Here is a 19919-nt window from a genome sequence, read left to right as displayed (position 1 = left end):
AAAGTCCCCATAGGTTGTGAGCAGCACCACATCACGCGCATCAATGCCGCGCATCACCCCTATGAATCACCCTCATTCCACAACGACGAGGAGAGACAGTGTCATATTCGATCCAGCTCTACACGGTCCGAAAGGCCCTTGAAGAGGATCTCGCTGGAACCATCCGCCGGCTGGCGGACATCGGCTTCACCATGGTTGAGCCCTACCGCTTTGTCGCCAAGGCCGCCGAGCTCAAGCAGGCGCTGGCGGCAAACAACCTCACCGCCCCGTCCGGACATGCCCCTCTGCTCAGCGACGACCAGGACGCCATCTTCGCCGCCGCGCAGGATCTGGGAATCGGCACCGTCATCGATCCGCACGTGCCGATCGAGCGCTGGAACACGATCGAGGACATCAAGGAAACGGCCCGGCAGTTGAACGAAGCAGCCAGGAAGGGTGCCGGTTACGGCGTCCGGGTGGGCTACCACAACCACTGGTGGGAAGTTGAGTCGGTCATCGATGGCAAAACCGCCCTGGAACACCTGGCGGACCACCTGGATCCGGACGTCATCCTGGAGCTCGACACTTACTGGGCCGCAGTCGGAGGGCAGGACCCGGCACAACTCCTGGCGCGGCTCGGAGACAGGGTCAAGTTCATCCATATCAAGGACGGACCCCTCACTCCGGACCCCTCCGCCCAACTGGCCGTAGGCGACGGAAAGATGGCCATCCAGGACGTCCTGGCCGCAGCCACCTCCCTGGAAGCAGGCGTTGTGGAACTGGACGACTTCCAGGGCGACATGTTCCAGGCCGTCCAGGACAGCTACAACTACCTCTCCGCCGGGAAGGTGTCCGCATGAGCCACGCAGCAGGTGCGGCCTTGGAAGCCCAGGGAGCGGGTCCCGTTGGCGTTGGCATCATCGGGGCAGGCGTCATCAGCAAGCAGTACCTCGACAACCTCACCAGCTTTCCCGATGTCAGGGTGGTGGCAATCGCCGACCTCTTCGAAGAGGCGGCGGCAAGCCGGGCTGCCGAGTACGGCATCCCCCACCACGGCGGCATTGAAGCGGTACTGGGGAACCCCGACGTCGAGATCGTCATCAATCTGACCATCCCGGCTGCCCACGTGGAGGTAGCCACCCAGGCCGTGAACGCCGGCAAGCACGTCTGGAGCGAAAAGCCCTTCTCCCTGGACCGCGAAAGCGGAATCGGCCTGCTGAAAGCGGCCGACGCCGCGGGCGTCCGGCTGGGCTGCGCGCCGGACACTTTCCTGGGAGCCGGCCTGCAGACAGCCCGCCGGATGATCGAACGCGGCGACATCGGCACCCCGCTGACCGCCCTGACCCTCATGCAGTCCCCGGGTCCCGAGTCCTGGCACCCGAACCCGGCCTTCCTGTTCCAGGACGGCGCGGGTCCGCTGTTCGACATTGGCCCCTACTACCTGACCACCCTGGTGCAGACGTTCGGCAGCATCCGCCGGGTAGCCGCTTTCGGTTCGAAGTCGCGCGAAACCCGCGTCATCGGCTCCGGCCCCAAGGCCGGGGAAGTCTTTGACGTCACCGTACCCACGCACGTCAGCTCCATCCTGCAGTTTGAGAACGGCGAATCGGCGCAGAGCATTTTCAGCTTCGACTCCCCCCTCAAGCGCGCCGGCTTCGTGGAAATCACCGGATCAGAGGCCACTATCGCCTTCCCGGACCCGAACAACTTCGACGGCGATGTCCGCATCTGCGCTTTGGGATCGGACGACTGGACGGTGGTCCCCTCGGTCGGATCCACGGCAAGCCGCGGTGCCGGTGTGCTGGAGATGGCCCGGGCCATCCGTGAAGGCCGCGAACACCGGGCCCAGGGAGAGCTGGCCTACCACATCCTCGACACCATGGCGTCCATCTCGGAGTCGATCGACAACCGCGCGTTCGTGGATGTGGAGAGTTCCGCATCCAAGGTCCCTGCCCTGCCCGAGGACTGGGACCCCACCGCTTCAACACTGTCCTGACCCACCATCTGTGCCAGCTCGACGACGAGAAAACCGGAGCACCATGAAAAATCCCTTGAAAGTACTCTCTGCCCTGGCTGCGACAACCGCCATGGCCCTCACGCTCAGTGCCTGTGGCGGCGGCAGCAGCCCGCAGGCAAGCAGCGACACCATCACCTACTGGGCATCGGACCAGGGCAACAGCCTTGACGACACCGCCGCCAAGTTGAAGCCGTCGCTGGACCGCTTCACCGAGAAGACCGGCGTCAAGGTCCAGCTGGAAGTGATCAGCTGGACGGACCTCTACAACCGCATCCTCACCGCGGTGACCAGCGGCGATGGCCCGGACGTCCTCAACATCGGCAACACATGGGCCGTGACGCTGCAGGAGACCGGAGCCTTTGAGCCGGTGGAAGGGGAACTGCTGGAAGCCGTGGGAGGCAAGGACCGCTTCCTGAAGACCAGCTGGTCCACCGGTGGCGCCGAGGGCAAGACCCCAACGTCGGTCCCGCTCTACGGCCTGGCCTACAACATGTACTACAACACGAAGATGTTCAAGGAAGCCGGCATCGAGAAGGCCCCCGCCACCTGGGACGAATTCGTCGAGACTGCCAAGAAGCTGACCAAGGACACCAACGGCGATGGCAAGCCGGACCAGTGGGGCTTCACCGCGGCGGGCGCTTCGGTGTCCGCCAACTCGCACCAGGCCTTCGTCCGTGGCCTGCAGAACGGCGGCACCCTGTTCGACTCCGAAGGCAAGCCGACCTTTGACAGCGACCCCCAGGTTGAAGGCGTCAAGCAGTTCGTGGACCTGATGGCCACGCACAAGGTGATGTCGCCGTCGGACGCTGAACTTAGCCAGGGCAGCCAAAAGGTGGACAACCTCATCAACGGCAAGGCCGCCATGATGTTCGACCAAAGCCCGTTGAAGAATTTCGCTGCACGCGATTTCAAGGACTGGGGCGTAGCTCCGGTCCCGATGATGACCGCCGACGCCACCGGCGACCGGGCCACGCAGAGCCACGTAGCCGGAATCAACCTCAGCGTCTTCAAGAACAGCGACAACAAGGCGAACGCCATCAAGCTGGCAGGCTTCCTTACCAGCGACGAAGAGCAGGTAGCCCTCAACAAGGCCTACTCCTCCCTCCCGGTGGTGACGGCTGCGTCCACAGACGCCGCTTTCCAGACCGACGAAGTCAAGGCCAAGAACGACGCGCTGGCCAACCACTCCCTGCCCATGCCCCTCATTGCCAAAGAGGGACAGATGGAAACCCTGACCGGCACGGCCATCAAGAACCTCTTTGCCAAGGCCGCTACCGGAACTGTTTCCGAGGACGACATCCGGGCGGCCCTCAAGGACGCCAACAACCAGATGGCCGCGGCCCAGTAACCAGGCCCAGCGGGCGGGGGTGCCACCGGAACACGGCACCCCCGCTCCGGCCAAGGAGTTTCCATGTCACATTCAGCATTGGACAGCGGACCAGCCGCTGCAGGCAGCCCGGCTGCGCACGATCCTGAGCCCGGCCCATCCAAGGCGGCCGGCACACCGGTGGTCCGCAAGCGCCGCCGTTCCTTCCTCCCCTACGGCCTGATCGCCCCCGCGGCGGTCCTCGAACTTCTGATCCACATCGGACCGATGCTCCTGGGCATCTGGATCGCCTTTATTTCCCTGACCCAGCTCAACCTGACCAACTGGCTCAACGCCCCCTTCGTAGGGCTGCAGAACTTCATCAACGGACTGAATCCGGACAGCACCATCGGCCAGGCATTCTTCGGCACGGTAGGCCGCACGCTGGGCTACACCGTGCTGGTGGTTGGCTGCTCGTGGGTGCTCGGCATGGCCGGCGCGGTCTTCCTTTCCTCCAACTTCAAGGGCCGCGGACTGCTGCGGACCTTCTTCCTGGTCCCGTACGCACTTCCGGCCTATGTGGGAACCATTGCCTGGGCCTTCATGTTCAACCAGCGCGACGGCGCAGTGAACCAGATCCTGGTGGACACCTTCCGCCTGTTCGGCGACGAACGCCCGTTCTGGCTGCTGGGCGAGAACTCCTTCGGCGCCATGGTGGTGGTGAACGTGTGGCAGCTCTGGCCCTTCGCGTTCCTGATGCTGATGGCTGCCCTGCAAAACGTCCCCAACGACGTCTACGAGGCCGCGGCGATCGACGGTGCCAGCCTGTGGCAGCAGTTCAAGAGCATCACCTTGCCCATGGTCCGCCCGGCCAACGGCGTGCTGCTCATGGTGATGTCCCTGTGGACGTTCAACCAGTTCAACATCCCCTTTGTCCTGTTCGGCGCATCATCACCCAAGGAAGCCACGCTGATCTCGCCGCTGATCTACCAGAACTCCTTTGGAAGCTGGAACTTCGGCCTGGGCGGCGCCATGAGCGTCCTGCTGCTGATTGCCCTGTTCATCGCATCCGCCTTCTACATCCGCATGGTCCTGCCCAAGGGAGCCGACAATGATTGAGACCCGCAAATTCCGGATCCTGCGCAATATCGTCCTGACCATCCTCTCCCTCTGGGTGGCAATCCCCCTCTATGTAGTGGTGTCCACCTCGATCAAGCCGCTCAAGGACGTCGCCGGACTCTTCCAGTGGATTCCGCGCGAGATCACCCTGGCCCCGTACCTGGATATATGGACCACGGTTCCCCTGGCGAAGTACTTCCAGAACAGCCTCATCATCACGATCTGCGCCACCGCCTGTTCCGTGACTGTCGCCGTCCTGGCCGCCTACGCGATCGCCCGCCTGCCGTTCAAGGGCAAGCGTGTCTTCAGCTTGACGGTCCTCTCCACGCAGATGTTCCCCGGTATCCTGTTCCTCCTGCCGCTGTACCTGATTTTCACGCAGATCCGGAACATGACCGGCCTCCAGCTGCAGGGCTCCTACCTGGGGCTCATCATCACCTACATGACGTTCACGCTGCCTTTCGCGATCTGGATGCTGAGCGGATATTTCGCCTCCATTCCCAAGGAGTTGGAAGAGGCGTCGATGATTGACGGCACCGGCCGGATGGGTGCACTGTTCCGGGTCATCCTGCCGGTAGCCAAACCCGGCATCATCGCCGTGGCCGTGTACTCGTTCATCTCGGCGTGGGGCGAAGTGCTGTTCGCCTCGGTCCTGACGAACGAAGCCACCAAGACACTGTCCTTGGGGCTCAAGGCCTATGCCAGCGAGTCGGACGTTTTCTGGAACCAGCTCATGGCTGCCTCCGTGGTGGTCAGCCTTCCCGTGCTGATTGGTTTCATCCTGGTCCAAAAACATTTGGTGGCAGGCCTGTCCTCCGGGGCAGTGAAGTAGGTTGACTGTTAAGTGACGAACCACAGCAACCTGACCAGTCCAGCATCACTGTCAACGATGCGCTACGTGGAAGGAATCCCATGTCCTACTCACTCCAGCTCTACACCCTGAGGGAAGCGATTGCCGAAGACCTGCCCGGCACCATCCGGCGGGTCGCAGACATCGGTTATACCCAGGTTGAGCCGTACAACTTCGTGGCCCTCGCGCCGGAGCTGGGTGCGGCCCTGAAGGGGAACGGCATCACCGCCCCTTCCGGCCACGCGCCGCTGCTCAGCCAGGACCCGGATGAGATCTTCGCGGCCGCCAAAGAGCTGGGCATCACCACGGTGATCGATCCATTCCTTCCGGCAGAGCACTGGCAGGACGCCGGAGACATCCGGTCCACCGCGGCCAAGCTCAACGCCGCCGCAAAGAAGGGCGCCGAATACGGCATCCGCGTGGGGTACCACAACCACGCCTGGGAGCTGGAGTCAACCATCGAGGGACAAACCGCCCTGGAGTACTTCGAAACCCTCCTGGACCCCGAAGTGGTCCTGGAAGTGGATACCTATTGGGTAGCCGTCGGCGGGCAGGACCCCGTTGAACTGTTGACCCGCCTGGGTGACCGGGTGCGGCTCATCCACATCAAGGACGGACCCGCCACCACGGATACCAAGGCCCAGCAGCCGGCCGGAAAGGGAACCATCCCCGTGCTGGATGTGATCGCTGCGGCCACCTCCCTGGAAGTGGGAGTTGTTGAGTTCGACGACTACTCGGGGGACGTCTTTGAAGGCATCGCCGAGAGCCTCAGGTTCCTGACGGCCGCAGCCAGCGTACAGGCCGCGGAAGGAACCGCTTCCGGGGAGGCACGGGCATGACCACCACACCATCCACACGCAAGGGCCCGGTGGGCGTTGCCGTCATCGGCGCGGGCAATATCTCCAAGCAGTACCTTGATAACCTCACCACGTTCCCGGACCTGACGGTCCATGTCATCGCCGACCTGTTCGTTGAGGCCGCCGAGGCGCGGGCCAAGGAATACGGCATCGCGGAGTTCGGCGCCCCTGAGCTGGCGCTGAACCATCCCGACGTCGAAATCATCGTCAACCTGACCATCCCGGCGGCGCACGTGGAGGTCGCGACGGCCGCAGTCAAGGCCGGCAAGCATGTCTGGACGGAGAAGCCGATCTCCCTGGACCGCGAATCCGGCCTGGGGCTGCTCAAGGCCGCGGACGCGGCAGGTATCCGCCTGGGTACGGCGCCGGATACGTTCCTGGGCGCGGGCTTGCAGACCGCGCGCCGGATCATCGAACGTGGCGACATCGGCGCGCCGCTGACCGGGATGACCACGTTCCAGACCCCCGGGCCGGAAAGCTGGCATCCGAATCCGGCGTTCCTGTTCCAGCACGGCGCGGGTCCGTTGTTCGACATGGGGCCGTACTATTTGACCGCCCTGGTGCAGACCTTCGGATCGGTGCGGAAGGTGGCCGCGGTCGGGTCAGCGGCCAAGGCGACCCGCGTCATCGGTTCCGGGCCCAAGGCAGGTGAGGAGTTCGCCGTCGAGGTGCCCACGCATGTGTCCGCGATGGCGCAGTTCGAAGGCGGGCAGTCCAGCCACAGCGTCTTCTCCTTCGAGTCCCCGCGCCAGCGGATGGGATTCGTGGAAATCACCGGTTCGGAGGCGACCCTTTCCCTGCCGGATCCGAACTACTTCGACGGCGACCTCAAGCTCTGGCGCCCCGGAGCAGAAGAACCGGAAATCATCCCGGCCACCGGCCCGGCCAACGGCCGCGGCATGGGTGTGCTGGACATGGCCCGTTCCCTCCGCTCCGGAGAACCCCACCGTGCCACCGGTGAGCTCGCGTACCACGTGCTGGACACCATGGTCTCGATTGCCGAGTCCGTGGAATCGGGCACCTTTGTGGAAGTCGCCAGCAACGCCCCCTCCTCGGCAACACTTCCCGAGGACTGGAACCCCACAACAGCCACGCTTTAACGACCCCTGAAGAATCAGCGAGGACCCAGACCATGACCACCCCCACCCACTCGTCCCGACAGCCGGCCGCCCCTTTGCGGGTGGCAGCGATCGGCTACGCCTTCATGGGGAAGGCCCACTCGAATGCGTGGCGGAACGTGGCCAGTTTCTTCGACGTCCCGGCTGTGGAACAGGCAGTGCTCGTGGGCCGCGACCCCGTCCAGGTGGCCGAAGCGGCCGCCAAGTACGGCTGGGCCGAGTCCGCCACGGACTGGCGCGATGTCATCGACCGGGAAGACATCGACATCATCGATATCTGCGCACCGGGCTGGATGCACGCAGAAATCGCCATCGCAGCGCTGGAAGCCGGCAAGCACGTGCTGGTGGAGAAACCACTGGCCAACACCCTCGCCGAGGCCGAAGCCATGACTGCTGCTGCAGCCAAAGCACGCAAGCTCGGCGTCCAGTCCATGATCGGTTTCAACTACCGCCGCGTCCCCGCACTCGCCCTCGCCAAGGAGCTCATCGCCGAGGGCCGGCTCGGCACCGTCCGCCACGTCCGGGCCGCGTACCTGCAGGACTGGCTCTCAGACGCCCGGTCCCCCATGACCTGGCGGCTACGGAAGGAAACCGCCGGCTCCGGCGCCCTCGGCGACATCGCCTCCCACGCCATCGACCAGGTCCTCTTCCTCCTGGGCGAGGACGTCACCGAGGTCACCGGCCGCCTGCACACCTTCGTAGACCACCGCCCCGGGGCGGACGGCCCGGAACAAGTAACGGTCGACGACGCCGCCTGGGCCACGCTGACCCTCACCTCCGGAGCAATCGCCTCGGTGGAAGTCTCCCGCGTAGCCACGGGGCAGAAGAACTCCCTCAAGCTCGAAATCTACGGCGACAAGGGCACGATCCTGTTCGACCTGGAAGCGCTGAACGAGCTCGGCTTCCTGGACGTCACCGTCCCGGTCCGGGAACAGGGCTTCCGCCGGATCCTGGTCAACGAACCCGAGCACCCGTACCTCGAGGCCTGGTGGCCGCAGGGTCACATCATCGGCTGGGAACACACCTTCACCCACCAGATCCGGGACTTCCTGCAGGCCATCAGCGAGGGCAGCGAGCCATCGCCATCCTTCGAGGAAGGCCTCAACGTCCAGCACATCCTGGCCGCCATCGAAGAGTCCGCGGCCGCCAAGAGCTCACTGATTCAACTGTCCAACACCAACGAATCCGCACGCGCAACCGAAGGAGCCTGACATGCCCCGCCCGTACACCCTGTTCACCGGCCAGTGGGCCGACCTCCCCCTCGAGGAAGTCGCCAAGCTCGCCTCGGGCTGGGGCTACGACGGCCTGGAAATCGCCGTCTCCGGAGACCACCTCGACGCCTGGCGCTGGGACGAACCCGGCTACGTCGAGTCCAAACTCGAACTCCTGGACAAGTACAACCTCAAAGTCTGGGCCATCTCCAACCACCTCAAAGGCCAGGCCGTCTGCGATGACCCCATCGACTTCCGCCACGAAGCCATCGTCGGCTCCAAAGTGTGGGGCGACGGCGACCCCGAAGGCGTCCGGCAACGCGCTGCCGAGGAAATGAAACACACCGCCCGCCTCGCCAAGGCCCTCGGCGTGGACACCGTGGTCGGCTTCACCGGCTCCTCCATCTGGCAATACGTGGCCATGTTCCCGCCCGTCCCCGAGAAGGTCATCGACGCCGGTTACCAGGACTTCGCCGACCGGTGGAACCCCATCCTGGACGTCTTCGACGAAAACGGTGTCCGGTTCGCCCACGAAGTCCACCCGTCCGAGATCGCCTACGACTACTGGACCACCGTCCGCACGCTGGAGGCGATCGGCCACCGCGAAGCGTTCGGCCTGAACTGGGACCCCTCCCACATGATGTGGCAGGGAATCGACCCCGTGTCCTTCATCTGGGACTTCAAGGACCGGATCTACCATGTGGACTGCAAGGACACCAAGGTCCGCCAAACCGGCCGCAACACCGTCCTCGGCTCCCACCTTGCCTGGGGCGACCCACGCCGCGGCTGGGACTTCGTCTCCGCCGGACGCGGCGACGTGCCCTGGGAAGCGTCCTTTCGCGCCCTGTCCGCGATCGGCTACAACGGCCCCATCTCCGTCGAATGGGAAGACGCCGGGATGGACCGCCTCCACGGCGCCCCCGAAGCCCTCAAAGCGCTCAAGAAGTTCAACTTCCCCGCCTCCCAAACCAGCTTCGACGCCGCCTTCAGCAGCAAAGACTAGGAGCCGTCCGACGTGATCCGCACCCTGCAAACCGGTCAACAGTGCCAGGTGCGGATCGCGTCGGTGACCGGCGAATCCACGCTGCTTTACAGCACCCACCGCATCCTCCTGGAAGCCCCCAACTGGACTCTGGATGGCCGGTCCCTGATCCTCAACGGGGACGGGAAACTTTGGCAGTTGGACATGGCTTCCGGCACCCTGATCGAAATCCCCCTCGGCGGCATCCCGGACCTGAACAACGATCACGTCCTCGCGCCCGACGGCGAAAGCATCTTCCTCTCCGCCAACGACGGCCACATCTACAGGGCTCCACTCACCGGCGGCCATGCCCAGCGCATCACCCCGGATGACGGTTCCTTCCATTTCCTCCACGGTGTCAGCCCGGACGGGGCGGAGTTGGCGTACGTGGGAATCGGGGGCGGGGACTTCAGGCAACCGGGCCGCCTCATGACCATAGCGTCCGACGGCGGTGCTCCCGCCCGCGTCAACGTTGGAGAGGGCCACTGCGACGGGCCGGAATATTCGCCCGACGGGAAGTGGCTGTACCTGAACACGGAATCCTTCAGCACCGAGCCCGGCCATGCCCAACTCGCCCGCGTCCGGGTGGACGGGACCGGCTTCGAGCAACTCCTCGAATCCAAAACGGTGGACTGGTTCCCCCATCTTTCCCCGGACGGGCAGTACGCCTCCTACATCCGGTTCCCCAGCGGAACGCAGGGCCACCCCGCAGACCTGCCGGTCGCCGTCGTACTCGTCTCCACAGGTGACTGGAAAACTCCGCTGCACACATGGCCGCTGTTCGGCGGCCAAGGTACGCTCAACGTCAACAGTTGGTCGCCGGACTCGGAGCATTTCGCGTACGTGGCGTACCCGCCGGCTACCCAAACGGAGGACTGAACACGTGTCACTTTCTGATGGAACCATTCGCTGGGGAATCCTTGGAACGGGGTTCATTGCGGACCTCCAAACCCGGGACCTCCGTGAGAACGGGTTTACCGTCCGAGCCGTCGGCTCACGGTCGCTGGACTCGTCCAAGGCCTTCGCTGAACACCACGGCATCGCGACCGCCCACGGCAGCTACGAGGACCTCGCGGCTGATCCCGATGTGGACGTCATCTACATCGCCACCCCGCACCCCATGCACCACGCAAATGCTCTCCTGGCTTTGAATGCGGGCAAGCACGTGCTGGTGGAGAAGTCGTTCACCATGAACGCCAGGGAGGCGCGGGAGGTGACCGAGGCGGCCGCTGGCAAGGGGCTCGTGGCGCTGGAAGCCATGTGGACGCGGTTCCTGCCCCACATGGTCCGCATCCGCGAAATCATCGCGGCCGGGACCATCGGCGAGGTCCGCAAAGTCATTGCCAGCCACAATCAAAGCCTGCCCAAGGACCCCGCGCACCGGCTCAACGACCCCGCCCTCGGTGGCGGCGCACTGCTGGACCTTGGCATCTACCCCATCTCCTTCGCGTTCGACCTCCTCGGTGCTCCTTCGTCCATCCGGGCGAGCGCGTCGATGACGGCCACCGGCGTGGACCGGCAGACTGCCGCTATTTTCGACTACGACGACGGCGCCCAGGCCGTGGTGGATTGCGAACTGGATGTGGCGAGCGCCAACCGGGCCCTGGTGATCGGCAGCGAGGGGTGGATCGATATCGAACATACCTGGTACAACCCCGTCCCGTTCACTGTGTTTGCCACGGATGGCACGGTCCTGGAGCGTTTCGATGAACCCGTCGGCAGCCGGGGCATGCAGTTCCAGGCCGCCGAGGTGGAGCGCCTGGTGAAGTCCGGCGAAACCATGGGAACCATCCTTCCGCCGTCCGAGAGCGTTGCCATCATGGCCGCCATGGATGAGATCCGCCAGCAGATCGGGCTGGGCTACGGGGCTGATCGAGCATGAGCGATTCACCACGCCTGCAGGAGTTGCGGCAGCAGGAGGAAGAACTGGTTTTCGCTTCGTTCGATCACCATGACGCCTGGCGGCTGGGGTCGTTGATCGCCAACCACGCGATCGCCGAGGGCTTTGGGGTGGCAGTAGACATCCGCCGCCACAACATCGTCCTCTTCCGCTGCGTGCTTCCCGGCGCCACGTCCGACCAGGAGGAATGGATCCGGCGAAAGTCCAATTCGGTACTCAGGTTTGAGCACAGCACCGCGTTCCTGTCCGAGCAGTTCTCCGCTCTCGGCCACAATCCGCTCGGCGGTGGCTGGCTCAACCATGACGACTACACGCTCGCCGGGGGCTCTTTCCCTCTCCGGGTCCGGGGCGCCGGGGTGGTCGGCGCGATCACCGCTTCCGGCCTGGCCTCCGACGAGGACCACCGGTTGGTAGTGGACGGCATCAGGAACTACCTGAAGACAGTCGGGGCGTAACCCCCACAAGAACGGGTCCTAGGCCATCATCCACGCCGCCCCCAGGCCGAGGGCCGCGATCAACGCCCAAGCACACAAGGCCATCACGAGCGACCGTGGTCCGGCGTGCAGGAGTTCACGTACCCGGACCGCGGAGCCCAGGCCGAACAGGGCTGCACCCAGGGCGATCTCCTGCGCCAAGCCGCCAAGGACCAGGACAGGGGGCGGAGCCCAGCCCAGGGTGCGGAGCACGATCATGGCCAGGAATCCCACCACGAACACGGGAACAATGGGCGGGAACGTCCCCGGACCCCCTGATCCGCGAACGCGCTGAAACCGTTGCCACAGCCCTGCCGAGGCAACGATCGGCGCCAGGAGGACCACCCGAGTGAGCTTGATGACCACGGCAGCGCCGAGGGCCACGGTTCCGGCAGTCTGGGCTGCGGCCACCACTTGCCCCACATCATGGACCGATGCTCCCACCCATCGCCCGAACGTCACCGTGTCCAGGCCCAGCGGATGCATGAGCAGGGGCAAGGTGCCGATGGCCAAGGTTCCGCAGAGCGTTACGAGGGCAACCGGCAGGACGGTGTCCTGGTGCTTTGTTCCCCGGACAGCCGCCATGGCCCCGATGGCCGAGGCACCACAAATCGAAAACCCCGTGGCGATGAGCAGCGGAGCATCGCCAGGGAGCTTGAACAGCTTGCCCAAGGCATACGTGCCGGCGAAAGCGAGCAGCACTACCGCCACGATGAGCCCCAAGGCCTGCCAGCCCAAGGCGGCGATGTCCCCCAGGCTTAGCTTGAGCCCCAGCAGGACGATGCCGGCCCGCATCAGGTGCTTACCGGCAAAGCGGAGACCCGGCTGCCAGGCACCGCCAACCCAAGCTGCAGTTCCGGGCACGTTGGCGGCGGCAATCCCCAGGACCACGGCAAGGGTCATGGCCGGAAGCGACGGCAACAGGGCGTGAATGCCGAAAGCCAACGCCACCGCCACCGCACATGCGGCTAGCCCGGGCGCCAGGGCGCGGAGGCGGTCACGACACCGGATGGCAGCAGACAGCCCCGGTTCGGCTTGGGCGGTTGCCCTGGTTGTGGTCATACTTCCACGATCCCCCGAATCCGCGGCCCGCGGTAGCCGTCGTTTCAGCCTGAACCCATGCCTAATTGACATGAGCTGACTCTGAGGCATATCGTCCACGCATGAGCAGCCGACCAGACCTCACCGCCTTGGAAATCCTGGTCCTGGTGGCAGAAACGGGGTCGGTCGGCGCTGCCGCCCGCCGTGTGGGCATGGCCCAACCCAACGCCAGCCGCGCATTGGCACGGCTTGAGCGGCAACTGGGCCTGACCCTGGTGGTCCGTACTCCTGCCGGTTCCCGCGTCACCAATGAGGGCGAGGTTGTCACGGCGTGGGCCCGTGAGGCACTCGGCGCAATGGACCGGATGATCCTGGGAGCCCGCTCGCTTGCCGAGGAACGGGCGGCGCACCTGACGGTTGCGGCCAGCCTGACCATTGCGGAATACCTGGCTCCACGTTGGCTGGCCCGTTTCCGCCGGACACACACGGACCTGCATGTCAGCCTCGCGGTGGGAAACTCCGGCGAGGTCCTGGAGCAGGTGGCCGCCGGGAAAGTTCCCCTGGGCTTCGTCGAGACTCCGGTGTTGCCGCGGACTGTTGCTTCAACCACCGTGGCCCGCGACGAACTGGTTGTGGTGGTGGGGACAACGCACCCTTGGGCACGGCGGCGGGTCCCCGTCCAGCCGGACGAATTGATCGCCTCCGACCTGGCCCTTCGGGAAGTCGGCTCGGGAACCCGCGACACCCTGGTCAGGGCCCTTGAGCGTTCGGGCGCCCCGCTGCATGAGGCACGGATGGAACTGGCCAGCACCGTTGCCGTCAAAGCGGCCGCCATTGAAGGTGCTGCCGTGGCGGTGCTGAGCGAGCTTGCCGTGACCGCAGAACTGGCCACCGGCCAACTCATCGCCGTACCCGTCCAGGGCCTGGACCTCACGCGGTCGCTTCGCGCCGTCTGGCTGCCCGCGCGGAGGCCTGAAGGAAGCGCCGCCGAATTGATCCGGATCGCGAAGGCGGGCGAGCGGCTTCACCGCGGCTTGAGCACATAGCGCCTTTCAGGACGCCCGACGCCGTACTTCAACTTCACGTCCACGGCACCTTCGTCGTGGAGGTACTCAAGGTATCGGCGGGCACTCACCCGTGACGTGCCCAGCTGTTCGGCGACTTCCGCGGCCGAGAGGTCGCCGCTGGCGGAACGGAGCGTTGCCTGGACCCGCTCGAGGGTCTCCACGCTGCAGCCCTTGGGCAGGGAACGCCCGGTGCTGCCCAGCCCGAACACCCGATTCACATCCGTTTGCTCAGCCACGTCCTTGGAAGCGTCCAGGCCCTGATAGGCGCTGAGATAGTGGTTCAGCCGTTCCTGGAGGTCTGCCTGGGAGAACGGCTTGATCAGGTAGTGCACGATCCCGCCGCGCAGGGCCTTGCGGACTGTCTCCACCTCCCGCGCGGCGCTGATCACCAGGACATCCAGTTCCGGTGCCACCTCCCGCAAGCGGTGCATCAGGTCAAGCCCATTAATGTCCGGCAGGTGGATGTCCAGCAGCACCAGGTCCGGCTGCAGGCGCCGGGTCTCTTCCAGCGCCTGCGCTCCCGTGTGGGCCACCCCCACAACGCCGAACCCTTCCGTGCGCTGAATGAAACCGGCGTGCACTTTGGCCACCATGAAGTCGTCATCGACAATCAGGACCTTGATCACGGCTTTCCTGCCCCTTTGCTGAACGTCGCTGTAAATACTGCCCCTGGTCATTGGCCACCGTGAGGTCGCCTCCGGAGCGCCGGCAAATGACCCGGGACAGTGCCAGGCCGAAACCACGGGCATCCCCTGGTGCGCGCTCCTTGGTGGAGAACCCCTGCCGGAAAATCTCCTCGACGTCGGTGTCCGGGACCCCCGGTCCGTTGTCCCGGACACTGACGGTTACCTCGTTGTCTCCATCAGCCACCAGCACGCTGACCGTTGCCCCCGGAAGGCCGGTGACGGCGTCGAACGCGTTGTCCACGAGGTTCCCCACCACGGTGGTGAGGTCGCGGGAAAGTTCCTCCTGAACGCGCGGCAGCGCAGCAACCGGATCCAGCTTCAGCTCAACGCCGCGTTCGGCGGCGAGGCTGGCTTTGGCGATGAGGAGGGCGGCGAGCGCCGGGTCTTCGATACGCCTGGTGACGTCGTCGTTGAGGCGCGTACGGTCCACCGTGACGCCGTTGACGAACTGGACCACGGAATCATAATCCTCAAGCTGGATCAGGCCGGAAATCACGTGCAACTGGTTGGCGAACTCGTGGGCCTGGGCTCGGAGGGTGTCCGTGACGGTGCGGGTGGCGCCGAGTTCACGTTCCAGGGATGAGAGCTCGGTGCGGTCCCTCAGCGTGGTGACGGAGCCGATGTCACGGTCATGGGAGCGGAGCGCCACCCGGTTCATGACCACCAGCCGGTCCCCCACCAGCACCAACTGGTCCGGGGTGTCCTGGTCGCGGGTGAGTACGGTCTTAAGCGCCGGGTCTACGTGCAGGGACCGGATCTTCCGCCCCACGCAGTCCTCCGGAAGGCCCAACAACTGCCGGGCGCTGTGGTTGGCTACGGTGATGCGTTCGTGGGGATCCAAGGCAACCACGCCTTCCTTCAGCCCCTGCAGCATGGCTTCGCGGTTCTCCACCAAACCGGTGATTTCGTGCGGTTCCATGCCCAGTGTTTGGCGCTTTACCCGGCGGGACAGCAGGAATGCCCCTGCAACTCCCAGAACGCTTGCCACCCCCAGATAGGTCAGGAGGTTGGGAACAGCGTCACCCAGGCGTTCGATGGTGGATGGGTAGTTCCGGCTGATGGCGGCGATGCCGATCATGGTCCCGGAGTCGTCCAGCACGGGCACGTGGGCTGAGAGTACAGCGGCTCCGCCACTGCCGACGACTCCCGTCCAGGCCCGCCCCTCGCCCACGCGGCTGTCGCCAAGGGGCAGGGGCTTGCCCAGGATTCCGGGATCAGAGGCGGCGACCACGGTGCCGTCCAGCTTGGCGAGCGCAACATGCGACGACCCGGAGACGGTCCTGACCGATTCAGCCACGGCAGGGAGGGCTGAACCGGCGCGCGGCTCGGCGGCGGGCAGGAGCGCGCGCACTGTGGGGTTGCTGGCCAGGGCTTCGGCGGCGGACAAGGCCCTGCGGCCTTCGGTCCGCTCGAACGTTGCCGCTGACTGCGCCAGCGAGATGGCGACGACTGCCACAAGAACGGCCAGGACGATCAGCAACTGCAGGACAAGGTACTGCCCCGCCAGGGACATCCCTCTTCGTCGAGTCACGGCATGGATCCTTTTTGGGTGGCTCCCGGGCCTGGACAGGGGCTGGGTGTTGTCCGGCAGGAGTACCGGAACTATACCCCAGGCGTCACCATTCGCTGCCTGCTGGTGAACGCAATGAACTTAACGATCACTGCGAACACAAGAGTGATCCCTGTCACCTGCGGACCTAGCATCGATTCACGGGGCACACCGATGTCCGCCCTGCACCTAATTTTCATCGTTGAGAAGAGGAACACCATGCGCCAGATCCGCGCATTGCGCCTTGCCGCCGTCGCCGCCGGCATCGCCCTGATGGCCACCGGCTGCGGTGCCACCGGCAAGAACTCCACCGGTTCCGAAAGCACCGGCGCGGCCGGCCCGGTCACCGGCCTCCAGATCATGGTCCCCAACACGCCCGGTGGCGGGTACGACACCACGGCGCGTGCCGCGGCCAAGGTCCTCGATGACGAGAAGATCTCCACCAACACCGAGGTCTTCAACCTTGCCGGAGCCGGCGGCACTGTTGGACTGGCGCGTGTTGTCAATGAAAAGGGCAACGGCGACCTCACCATGCTGATGGGCCTTGGCGTGGTGGGGGCCAGCTACACCAACAAGTCCGAATCCAAGCTGACCGAGACCACCCCGCTGGCACGGCTCATCGAAGAACCCGGCGCCATCATGGTCAGCAAGGACTCCCCCTACAAGACCATCGATGACCTGGTGAAGGCATGGAAGGCCGACCCCGCGTCCATCTCCGTGGGTGGCGGTTCCTCCCCGGGCGGCCCGGACCACCTCCTGCCCATGCAGCTTGCAGGTGCCGTGGGCATCGATGCCACCAAAGTGAACTTCGTTTCCTACGACGGCGGTGGGGACCTGCTCCCCGCCATTCTCGGCAACAAACTCGGCTTCGCAGCTTCGGGCGCCGGTGAATACCTGCAGCAGATCAAGTCCGGTGAAGTCCGTGTGCTGGCCACCAGCGGCGAGAACCGGCTGGAAGGCGTGGATGCCCCCACGCTGAAGGAATCCAACATCGACCTCGTGTTCACCAACTGGCGCGGAATCGTGGCCCCTCCGGGCATCAGTGACGATGACAAGAAGTCCCTGATCGCGGCCCTGGAGAAGATGCACGAGTCCGCCGGTTGGAAGGAAGCCCTGAAGACCCACAGCTGGACCGATGCCTTCATCACCGGTGACGAATTCCAGACCTTCCTGACCGAGCAGGACAAGCGGGTGGCGGACGTGCTCACCAAGCTTGGGTTGGCGTGAGCACTGCAGCAACAGGCCTGAAAGGCCGCGCCGAGCTGGGGGTTTCCCTCCTGCTCGGCGCGGCCGGCGTCCTTGTCTTCCTTGACGCCAACGGCCTGGTCACCCCGTATTCGAAGTCGGACCCTGTAGGTCCAAAGACCGTTCCCTTCATCGTTGCCGGCCTCTTGATCGTGTGCGCAGTCCTGCTGGCCATCAACGTCCTCCGCGGCGGCAAGGGGGAAGCCGAAGGCGGCGAGGACGTGGACCTGGCACACCCCGCGGACTGGAAGACCGTCCTGCCCCTGGCCGGCGCGTTCATCCTCAACATCCTGCTGATCGATTGGGCCGGGTGGGTCATTTCCGGAACGGTCCTGTTCTGGGGCAGCGTGCTCGCTCTGGGCAGCCGCCGCTACATCCGTGACGGGCTCATCTCGATTGCCCTCTCCTTGCTGACCTTCTACGGCTTCTACCTCGGCCTGGGCATCGCCCTGCCGGCCGGGCTCCTGGAAGGAATCCTCTAATGGACGTCTGGTCCTCACTGATGGACGGGTTCGCCACCGCCCTCACCCCCATGAACCTCATGTTCGCCGTCATTGGCGTGCTCCTTGGCACAGCCGTGGGCGTTCTCCCCGGACTGGGCCCGGCCATGACCGTGGCCCTGCTGCTGCCGGTCACCTACGCCCTGGAGCCCACCAGTGCGTTCATCATGTTCGCCGGCATCTACTACGGCGGCATGTTCGGCGGTTCCACCACGTCGATTCTGCTCAACACACCCGGTGAATCGTCGTCAGTGGTGACGGCGATCGAAGGCAACAAGATGGCCAAGGCCGGGCGTGCAGCCCAAGCGCTCGCGACGGCGGCCATCGGTTCGTTCGTAGCCGGCACCATAGGCACTGCCCTCCTGGCTGTTTTCGCGCCCGTGGTGGTGGAGTTCGCCGTCAGCCTGGGCGCGCCCAGTTACTTCGCGATCATGGTCCTTGCCTTGCTGGCTGTCACGGCCGTACTTGGCTCCTCGCGCCTGCGTGGCTTCGCCTCCTTGGCGCTTGGCCTGGCCATCGGACTGGTGGGCATCGACTCCGTCACCGGGCAGCGCCGGCTGACTTTCGGCCAGCCGCTCCTGGCAGACGGCCTGGACATCGTGGTGGTCGCCGTGGCGATCTTCGCGGTGGGTGAAGCACTCTGGGTCGCGGCGCATCTTCGCCGGACCCCGCTCCACGTCATCCCCGTCGGCCGCCCCTGGATGGGCCGCAAGGACTGGGGGCGTTCGTGGAAGCCATGGCTCCGTGGCACAGCCTTCGGGTTCCCGTTCGGTGCCCTTCCCGCCGGCGGGGCCGAGATTCCCACGTTCCTCTCCTACGTCACGGAGAAGCGTCTCTCCAAGCACCCGGAGGAGTTCGGCAAGGGGGCCATTGAGGGTGTCGCCGGGCCGGAAGCTGCCAACAACGCCGCAGCGGCGGGGACCCTGACCCCCATGCTGGCCCTCGGCCTGCCCACCAACGCAACGGCCGCCGTCATGCTCGCAGCGTTCACCACCTACGGCATCCAGCCCGGACCGCAGCTGTTCTCCAGCGAGGGCCCCCTGGTATGGGCGCTGATCGCAAGCCTGTTCATCGGCAACCTGCTGCTGCTCCTGATCAACCTGCCGCTGGCTCCCGTATGGGCCAAGCTGCTCCAGCTCCCCAGGCCCTACCTTTATGCGGGCATCCTCTTCTTTGCCACCCTGGGCGCCTACTCGGTCAATCTGCAGGCCTTCGACCTGGTGATCCTCTTGGTCCTGGGCGCACTGGGCTTCATGATGCGGCGGTTCGGCCTTCCCGTCCTGCCACTCATCCTCGGCGTGATCCTCGGCCCGCGCATCGAGGGCCAACTCCGGAAGACCCTGCAGCTGAGCGCGGGCGACCCCGCCGGGCTCTTCAGCGAGCCGATCGCCGTCGTGGTTTACATCATCGTGGCCCTCGTCCTGGCGTGGCCGCTGGTCTTCAAGATGATCCGGCGCAACCGTCCCGCCCTCCACACCCCGAACAACCATCCCGAGCCCCAGAAACAGGAGAACCCATGACCATAGTGGTGGGATACGTCCCAACCCCGGAAGGCGAGGCGGCACTCACCCAGGCCATCGCCGAGGCCAAGAAGAACAATGCCACCCTCTTGGTCATCAACTCGTCCAAAGGCGACGCCCTGGTGGACAACCGGTACGCCCAGGAACCGGACATCCAGAACATCGAAGAGCGCCTGGCAAACCACGCCATCCAGCACATCATCAAACAGCCGGTCCGTGGCCACGACGCCGCCGCCGAAGTCCTTGATGCGGCAGACGAACACCATGCCGAGCTCATCGTGATCGGCCTCCGCCGCCGCAGCCCGGTGGGCAAGCTCATCATGGGCAGCGTTTCGCAAAGAATCCTGCTTGAAGCGGACTGCCCGGTCCTGGCGGTCAAGGCCGACTAAGGACTCCCCGCACGGAAAATGCCCTTAGGATGCGTTCTTGAGGGCATTTTCCGTTTCAACCCCAGGGGGAC

General features: G+C 65.1%; 19 protein-coding genes and 1 pseudogene. 17 read left to right on the top strand and 3 right to left on the bottom strand.

The window, feature by feature from the left end; all coding sequences use genetic code 11:
- Positions 1 to 98 precede the first annotated feature (98 nt).
- The 12 genes from ACUYMZ_RS04465 to ACUYMZ_RS04410 all read left to right on the top strand — a co-directional run bounded on the left by ACUYMZ_RS04465 (position 99) and on the right by ACUYMZ_RS04410 (position 11833).
- Entirely contained in the window at positions 99 to 839 is a 741-nt protein-coding gene (locus ACUYMZ_RS04465) for a sugar phosphate isomerase/epimerase family protein (RefSeq protein ID WP_481602230.1), read from the top strand.
- Entirely contained in the window at positions 836 to 1975 is a 1140-nt protein-coding gene (locus ACUYMZ_RS04460) for a Gfo/Idh/MocA family protein (RefSeq protein ID WP_426005903.1), read from the top strand. The genes ACUYMZ_RS04465 and ACUYMZ_RS04460 overlap by 4 nt, the downstream gene beginning before the upstream one ends.
- 43 nt (positions 1976 to 2018) lie before the next feature.
- Positions 2019 to 3344, top strand: coding sequence for an ABC transporter substrate-binding protein (locus ACUYMZ_RS04455; protein WP_481602229.1), 1326 nt, complete (start codon positions 2019 to 2021; stop codon positions 3342 to 3344).
- Between the two features lie 63 nt (positions 3345 to 3407).
- A complete protein-coding gene (locus ACUYMZ_RS04450; protein WP_426005901.1) occupies positions 3408 to 4421 on the top strand; it encodes a carbohydrate ABC transporter permease in 1014 nt (337 codons plus the stop codon).
- The gene (locus ACUYMZ_RS04445; protein ID WP_442424897.1) at positions 4414 to 5253 is read left to right on the top strand and encodes a carbohydrate ABC transporter permease; all 840 of its coding nucleotides are present in this window, start codon (positions 4414 to 4416) and stop codon (positions 5251 to 5253) included. The genes ACUYMZ_RS04450 and ACUYMZ_RS04445 overlap by 8 nt, the downstream gene beginning before the upstream one ends.
- 80 nt (positions 5254 to 5333) lie before the next feature.
- Positions 5334 to 6110: a sugar phosphate isomerase/epimerase family protein gene (locus ACUYMZ_RS04440; RefSeq protein ID WP_481602228.1), complete on the top strand. Its 777-nt coding sequence runs from the start codon at positions 5334 to 5336 to the stop codon at positions 6108 to 6110.
- Positions 6107 to 7228 carry a Gfo/Idh/MocA family protein gene (locus ACUYMZ_RS04435; protein WP_481602227.1) on the top strand — a complete coding sequence of 374 codons (1122 nt, stop codon included), beginning with the start codon at positions 6107 to 6109 and terminating at the stop codon, positions 7226 to 7228. The genes ACUYMZ_RS04440 and ACUYMZ_RS04435 overlap by 4 nt, the downstream gene beginning before the upstream one ends.
- Before the next feature lie 32 nt (positions 7229 to 7260).
- Positions 7261 to 8457, top strand: coding sequence for a Gfo/Idh/MocA family protein (locus tag ACUYMZ_RS04430; protein WP_481602226.1), 1197 nt, complete (start codon positions 7261 to 7263; stop codon positions 8455 to 8457).
- A gap of 1 nt (position 8458) precedes the next feature.
- Positions 8459 to 9460, top strand: coding sequence for a sugar phosphate isomerase/epimerase family protein (locus ACUYMZ_RS04425; protein ID WP_481602225.1), 1002 nt, complete (start codon positions 8459 to 8461; stop codon positions 9458 to 9460).
- A 12-nt stretch (positions 9461 to 9472) separates the two neighbouring features.
- Positions 9473 to 10357, top strand: a complete 885-nt coding sequence (locus tag ACUYMZ_RS04420) for a TolB family protein (protein ID WP_481602224.1) — start codon at positions 9473 to 9475, stop codon at positions 10355 to 10357.
- A gap of 4 nt (positions 10358 to 10361) precedes the next feature.
- Positions 10362 to 11360, top strand: coding sequence for a Gfo/Idh/MocA family protein (locus tag ACUYMZ_RS04415; protein WP_481602223.1), 999 nt, complete (start codon positions 10362 to 10364; stop codon positions 11358 to 11360).
- A complete protein-coding gene (locus tag ACUYMZ_RS04410) occupies positions 11357 to 11833 on the top strand; it encodes a heme-degrading domain-containing protein (protein ID WP_426005892.1) in 477 nt (158 codons plus the stop codon). The genes ACUYMZ_RS04415 and ACUYMZ_RS04410 overlap by 4 nt, the downstream gene beginning before the upstream one ends.
- Positions 11834 to 11851: 18 nt before the next feature.
- On the opposite strand, the gene ACUYMZ_RS04405 is transcribed toward ACUYMZ_RS04410, so the two are convergent.
- A complete protein-coding gene (locus tag ACUYMZ_RS04405) occupies positions 11852 to 12913 on the bottom strand; it encodes a YeiH family protein (protein ID WP_481602222.1) in 1062 nt (353 codons plus the stop codon).
- Between the two features lie 101 nt (positions 12914 to 13014).
- Here ACUYMZ_RS04405 and ACUYMZ_RS04400 point away from each other — a divergent pair, with 101 nt between their 5' ends.
- Positions 13015 to 13938: a LysR family transcriptional regulator gene (locus ACUYMZ_RS04400; protein ID WP_426005890.1), complete on the top strand. Its 924-nt coding sequence runs from the start codon at positions 13015 to 13017 to the stop codon at positions 13936 to 13938.
- On the opposite strand, the gene ACUYMZ_RS04395 is transcribed toward ACUYMZ_RS04400, so the two are convergent.
- Both ACUYMZ_RS04395 and ACUYMZ_RS04390 read right to left on the bottom strand, forming a co-directional pair.
- Positions 13917 to 14585, bottom strand: a complete 669-nt coding sequence (locus tag ACUYMZ_RS04395; protein WP_426005889.1) for a response regulator — start codon at positions 14583 to 14585, stop codon at positions 13917 to 13919. The genes ACUYMZ_RS04400 and ACUYMZ_RS04395 overlap by 22 nt on opposite strands.
- Positions 14582 to 16158 (bottom strand): annotated as a pseudogene (locus ACUYMZ_RS04390) (sensor histidine kinase). The gene ACUYMZ_RS04395 and the pseudogene ACUYMZ_RS04390 overlap by 4 nt, the downstream one beginning before the upstream one ends.
- 255 nt (positions 16159 to 16413) lie before the next feature.
- Here ACUYMZ_RS04390 and ACUYMZ_RS04385 point away from each other — a divergent pair.
- From ACUYMZ_RS04385 to ACUYMZ_RS04370, 4 genes are read left to right on the top strand one after another with little or no spacing between them, the layout of a single operon-like run.
- The gene (locus ACUYMZ_RS04385) at positions 16414 to 17421 is read left to right on the top strand and encodes a Bug family tripartite tricarboxylate transporter substrate binding protein (protein ID WP_481602221.1); all 1008 of its coding nucleotides are present in this window, start codon (positions 16414 to 16416) and stop codon (positions 17419 to 17421) included.
- Entirely contained in the window at positions 17418 to 17921 is a 504-nt protein-coding gene (locus ACUYMZ_RS04380) for a tripartite tricarboxylate transporter TctB family protein (RefSeq protein ID WP_426005887.1), read from the top strand. Before ACUYMZ_RS04385 ends, ACUYMZ_RS04380 begins: the two co-directional genes overlap by 4 nt.
- Positions 17921 to 19459 (top strand): tripartite tricarboxylate transporter permease, encoded by a 1539-nt coding sequence (locus ACUYMZ_RS04375; protein WP_426005886.1) that lies wholly within the window; start codon positions 17921 to 17923, stop codon positions 19457 to 19459. Before ACUYMZ_RS04380 ends, ACUYMZ_RS04375 begins: the two co-directional genes overlap by 1 nt.
- Positions 19456 to 19848, top strand: coding sequence for a universal stress protein (locus tag ACUYMZ_RS04370; protein WP_481602220.1), 393 nt, complete (start codon positions 19456 to 19458; stop codon positions 19846 to 19848). Before ACUYMZ_RS04375 ends, ACUYMZ_RS04370 begins: the two co-directional genes overlap by 4 nt.
- Positions 19849 to 19919: the final 71 nt, after the last annotated feature.

The sequence above is a fragment of the Arthrobacter sp. T572 genome, from assembly GCF_056780115.1.
The sequence above is the reverse complement of the archived record's forward strand: the minus strand, read 5'-3'. Positions and strand labels throughout refer to the sequence as shown.

Excerpts from the sequence above, each read along its gene's own strand:
- ACUYMZ_RS04375 (WP_426005886.1), top strand. The coding sequence starts at position 17,921 with ATGGACGTCTGGTCCTCACTGATGGACGGGTTCGCCACCGCCCTCACC.
- ACUYMZ_RS04440 (WP_481602228.1), top strand. The coding sequence starts at position 5,334 with ATGTCCTACTCACTCCAGCTCTACACCCTGAGGGAAGCGATTGCCGAA.
- ACUYMZ_RS04460 (WP_426005903.1), top strand. The coding sequence starts at position 836 with ATGAGCCACGCAGCAGGTGCGGCCTTGGAAGCCCAGGGAGCGGGTCCC.
- ACUYMZ_RS04385 (WP_481602221.1), top strand. The coding sequence starts at position 16,414 with ATGCGCCAGATCCGCGCATTGCGCCTTGCCGCCGTCGCCGCCGGCATC.
- ACUYMZ_RS04435 (WP_481602227.1), top strand. The coding sequence starts at position 6,107 with ATGACCACCACACCATCCACACGCAAGGGCCCGGTGGGCGTTGCCGTC.
- ACUYMZ_RS04425 (WP_481602225.1), top strand. The coding sequence starts at position 8,459 with ATGCCCCGCCCGTACACCCTGTTCACCGGCCAGTGGGCCGACCTCCCC.
- ACUYMZ_RS04450 (WP_426005901.1), top strand. The coding sequence starts at position 3,408 with ATGTCACATTCAGCATTGGACAGCGGACCAGCCGCTGCAGGCAGCCCG.
- ACUYMZ_RS04370 (WP_481602220.1), top strand. The coding sequence starts at position 19,456 with ATGACCATAGTGGTGGGATACGTCCCAACCCCGGAAGGCGAGGCGGCA.
- ACUYMZ_RS04430 (WP_481602226.1), top strand. The coding sequence starts at position 7,261 with ATGACCACCCCCACCCACTCGTCCCGACAGCCGGCCGCCCCTTTGCGG.
- ACUYMZ_RS04410 (WP_426005892.1), top strand. The coding sequence starts at position 11,357 with ATGAGCGATTCACCACGCCTGCAGGAGTTGCGGCAGCAGGAGGAAGAA.
- ACUYMZ_RS04455 (WP_481602229.1), top strand. The coding sequence starts at position 2,019 with ATGAAAAATCCCTTGAAAGTACTCTCTGCCCTGGCTGCGACAACCGCC.
- ACUYMZ_RS04405 (WP_481602222.1), bottom strand. The coding sequence starts at position 12,913 with ATGACCACAACCAGGGCAACCGCCCAAGCCGAACCGGGGCTGTCTGCT.
- ACUYMZ_RS04445 (WP_442424897.1), top strand. The coding sequence starts at position 4,414 with ATGATTGAGACCCGCAAATTCCGGATCCTGCGCAATATCGTCCTGACC.
- ACUYMZ_RS04400 (WP_426005890.1), top strand. The coding sequence starts at position 13,015 with ATGAGCAGCCGACCAGACCTCACCGCCTTGGAAATCCTGGTCCTGGTG.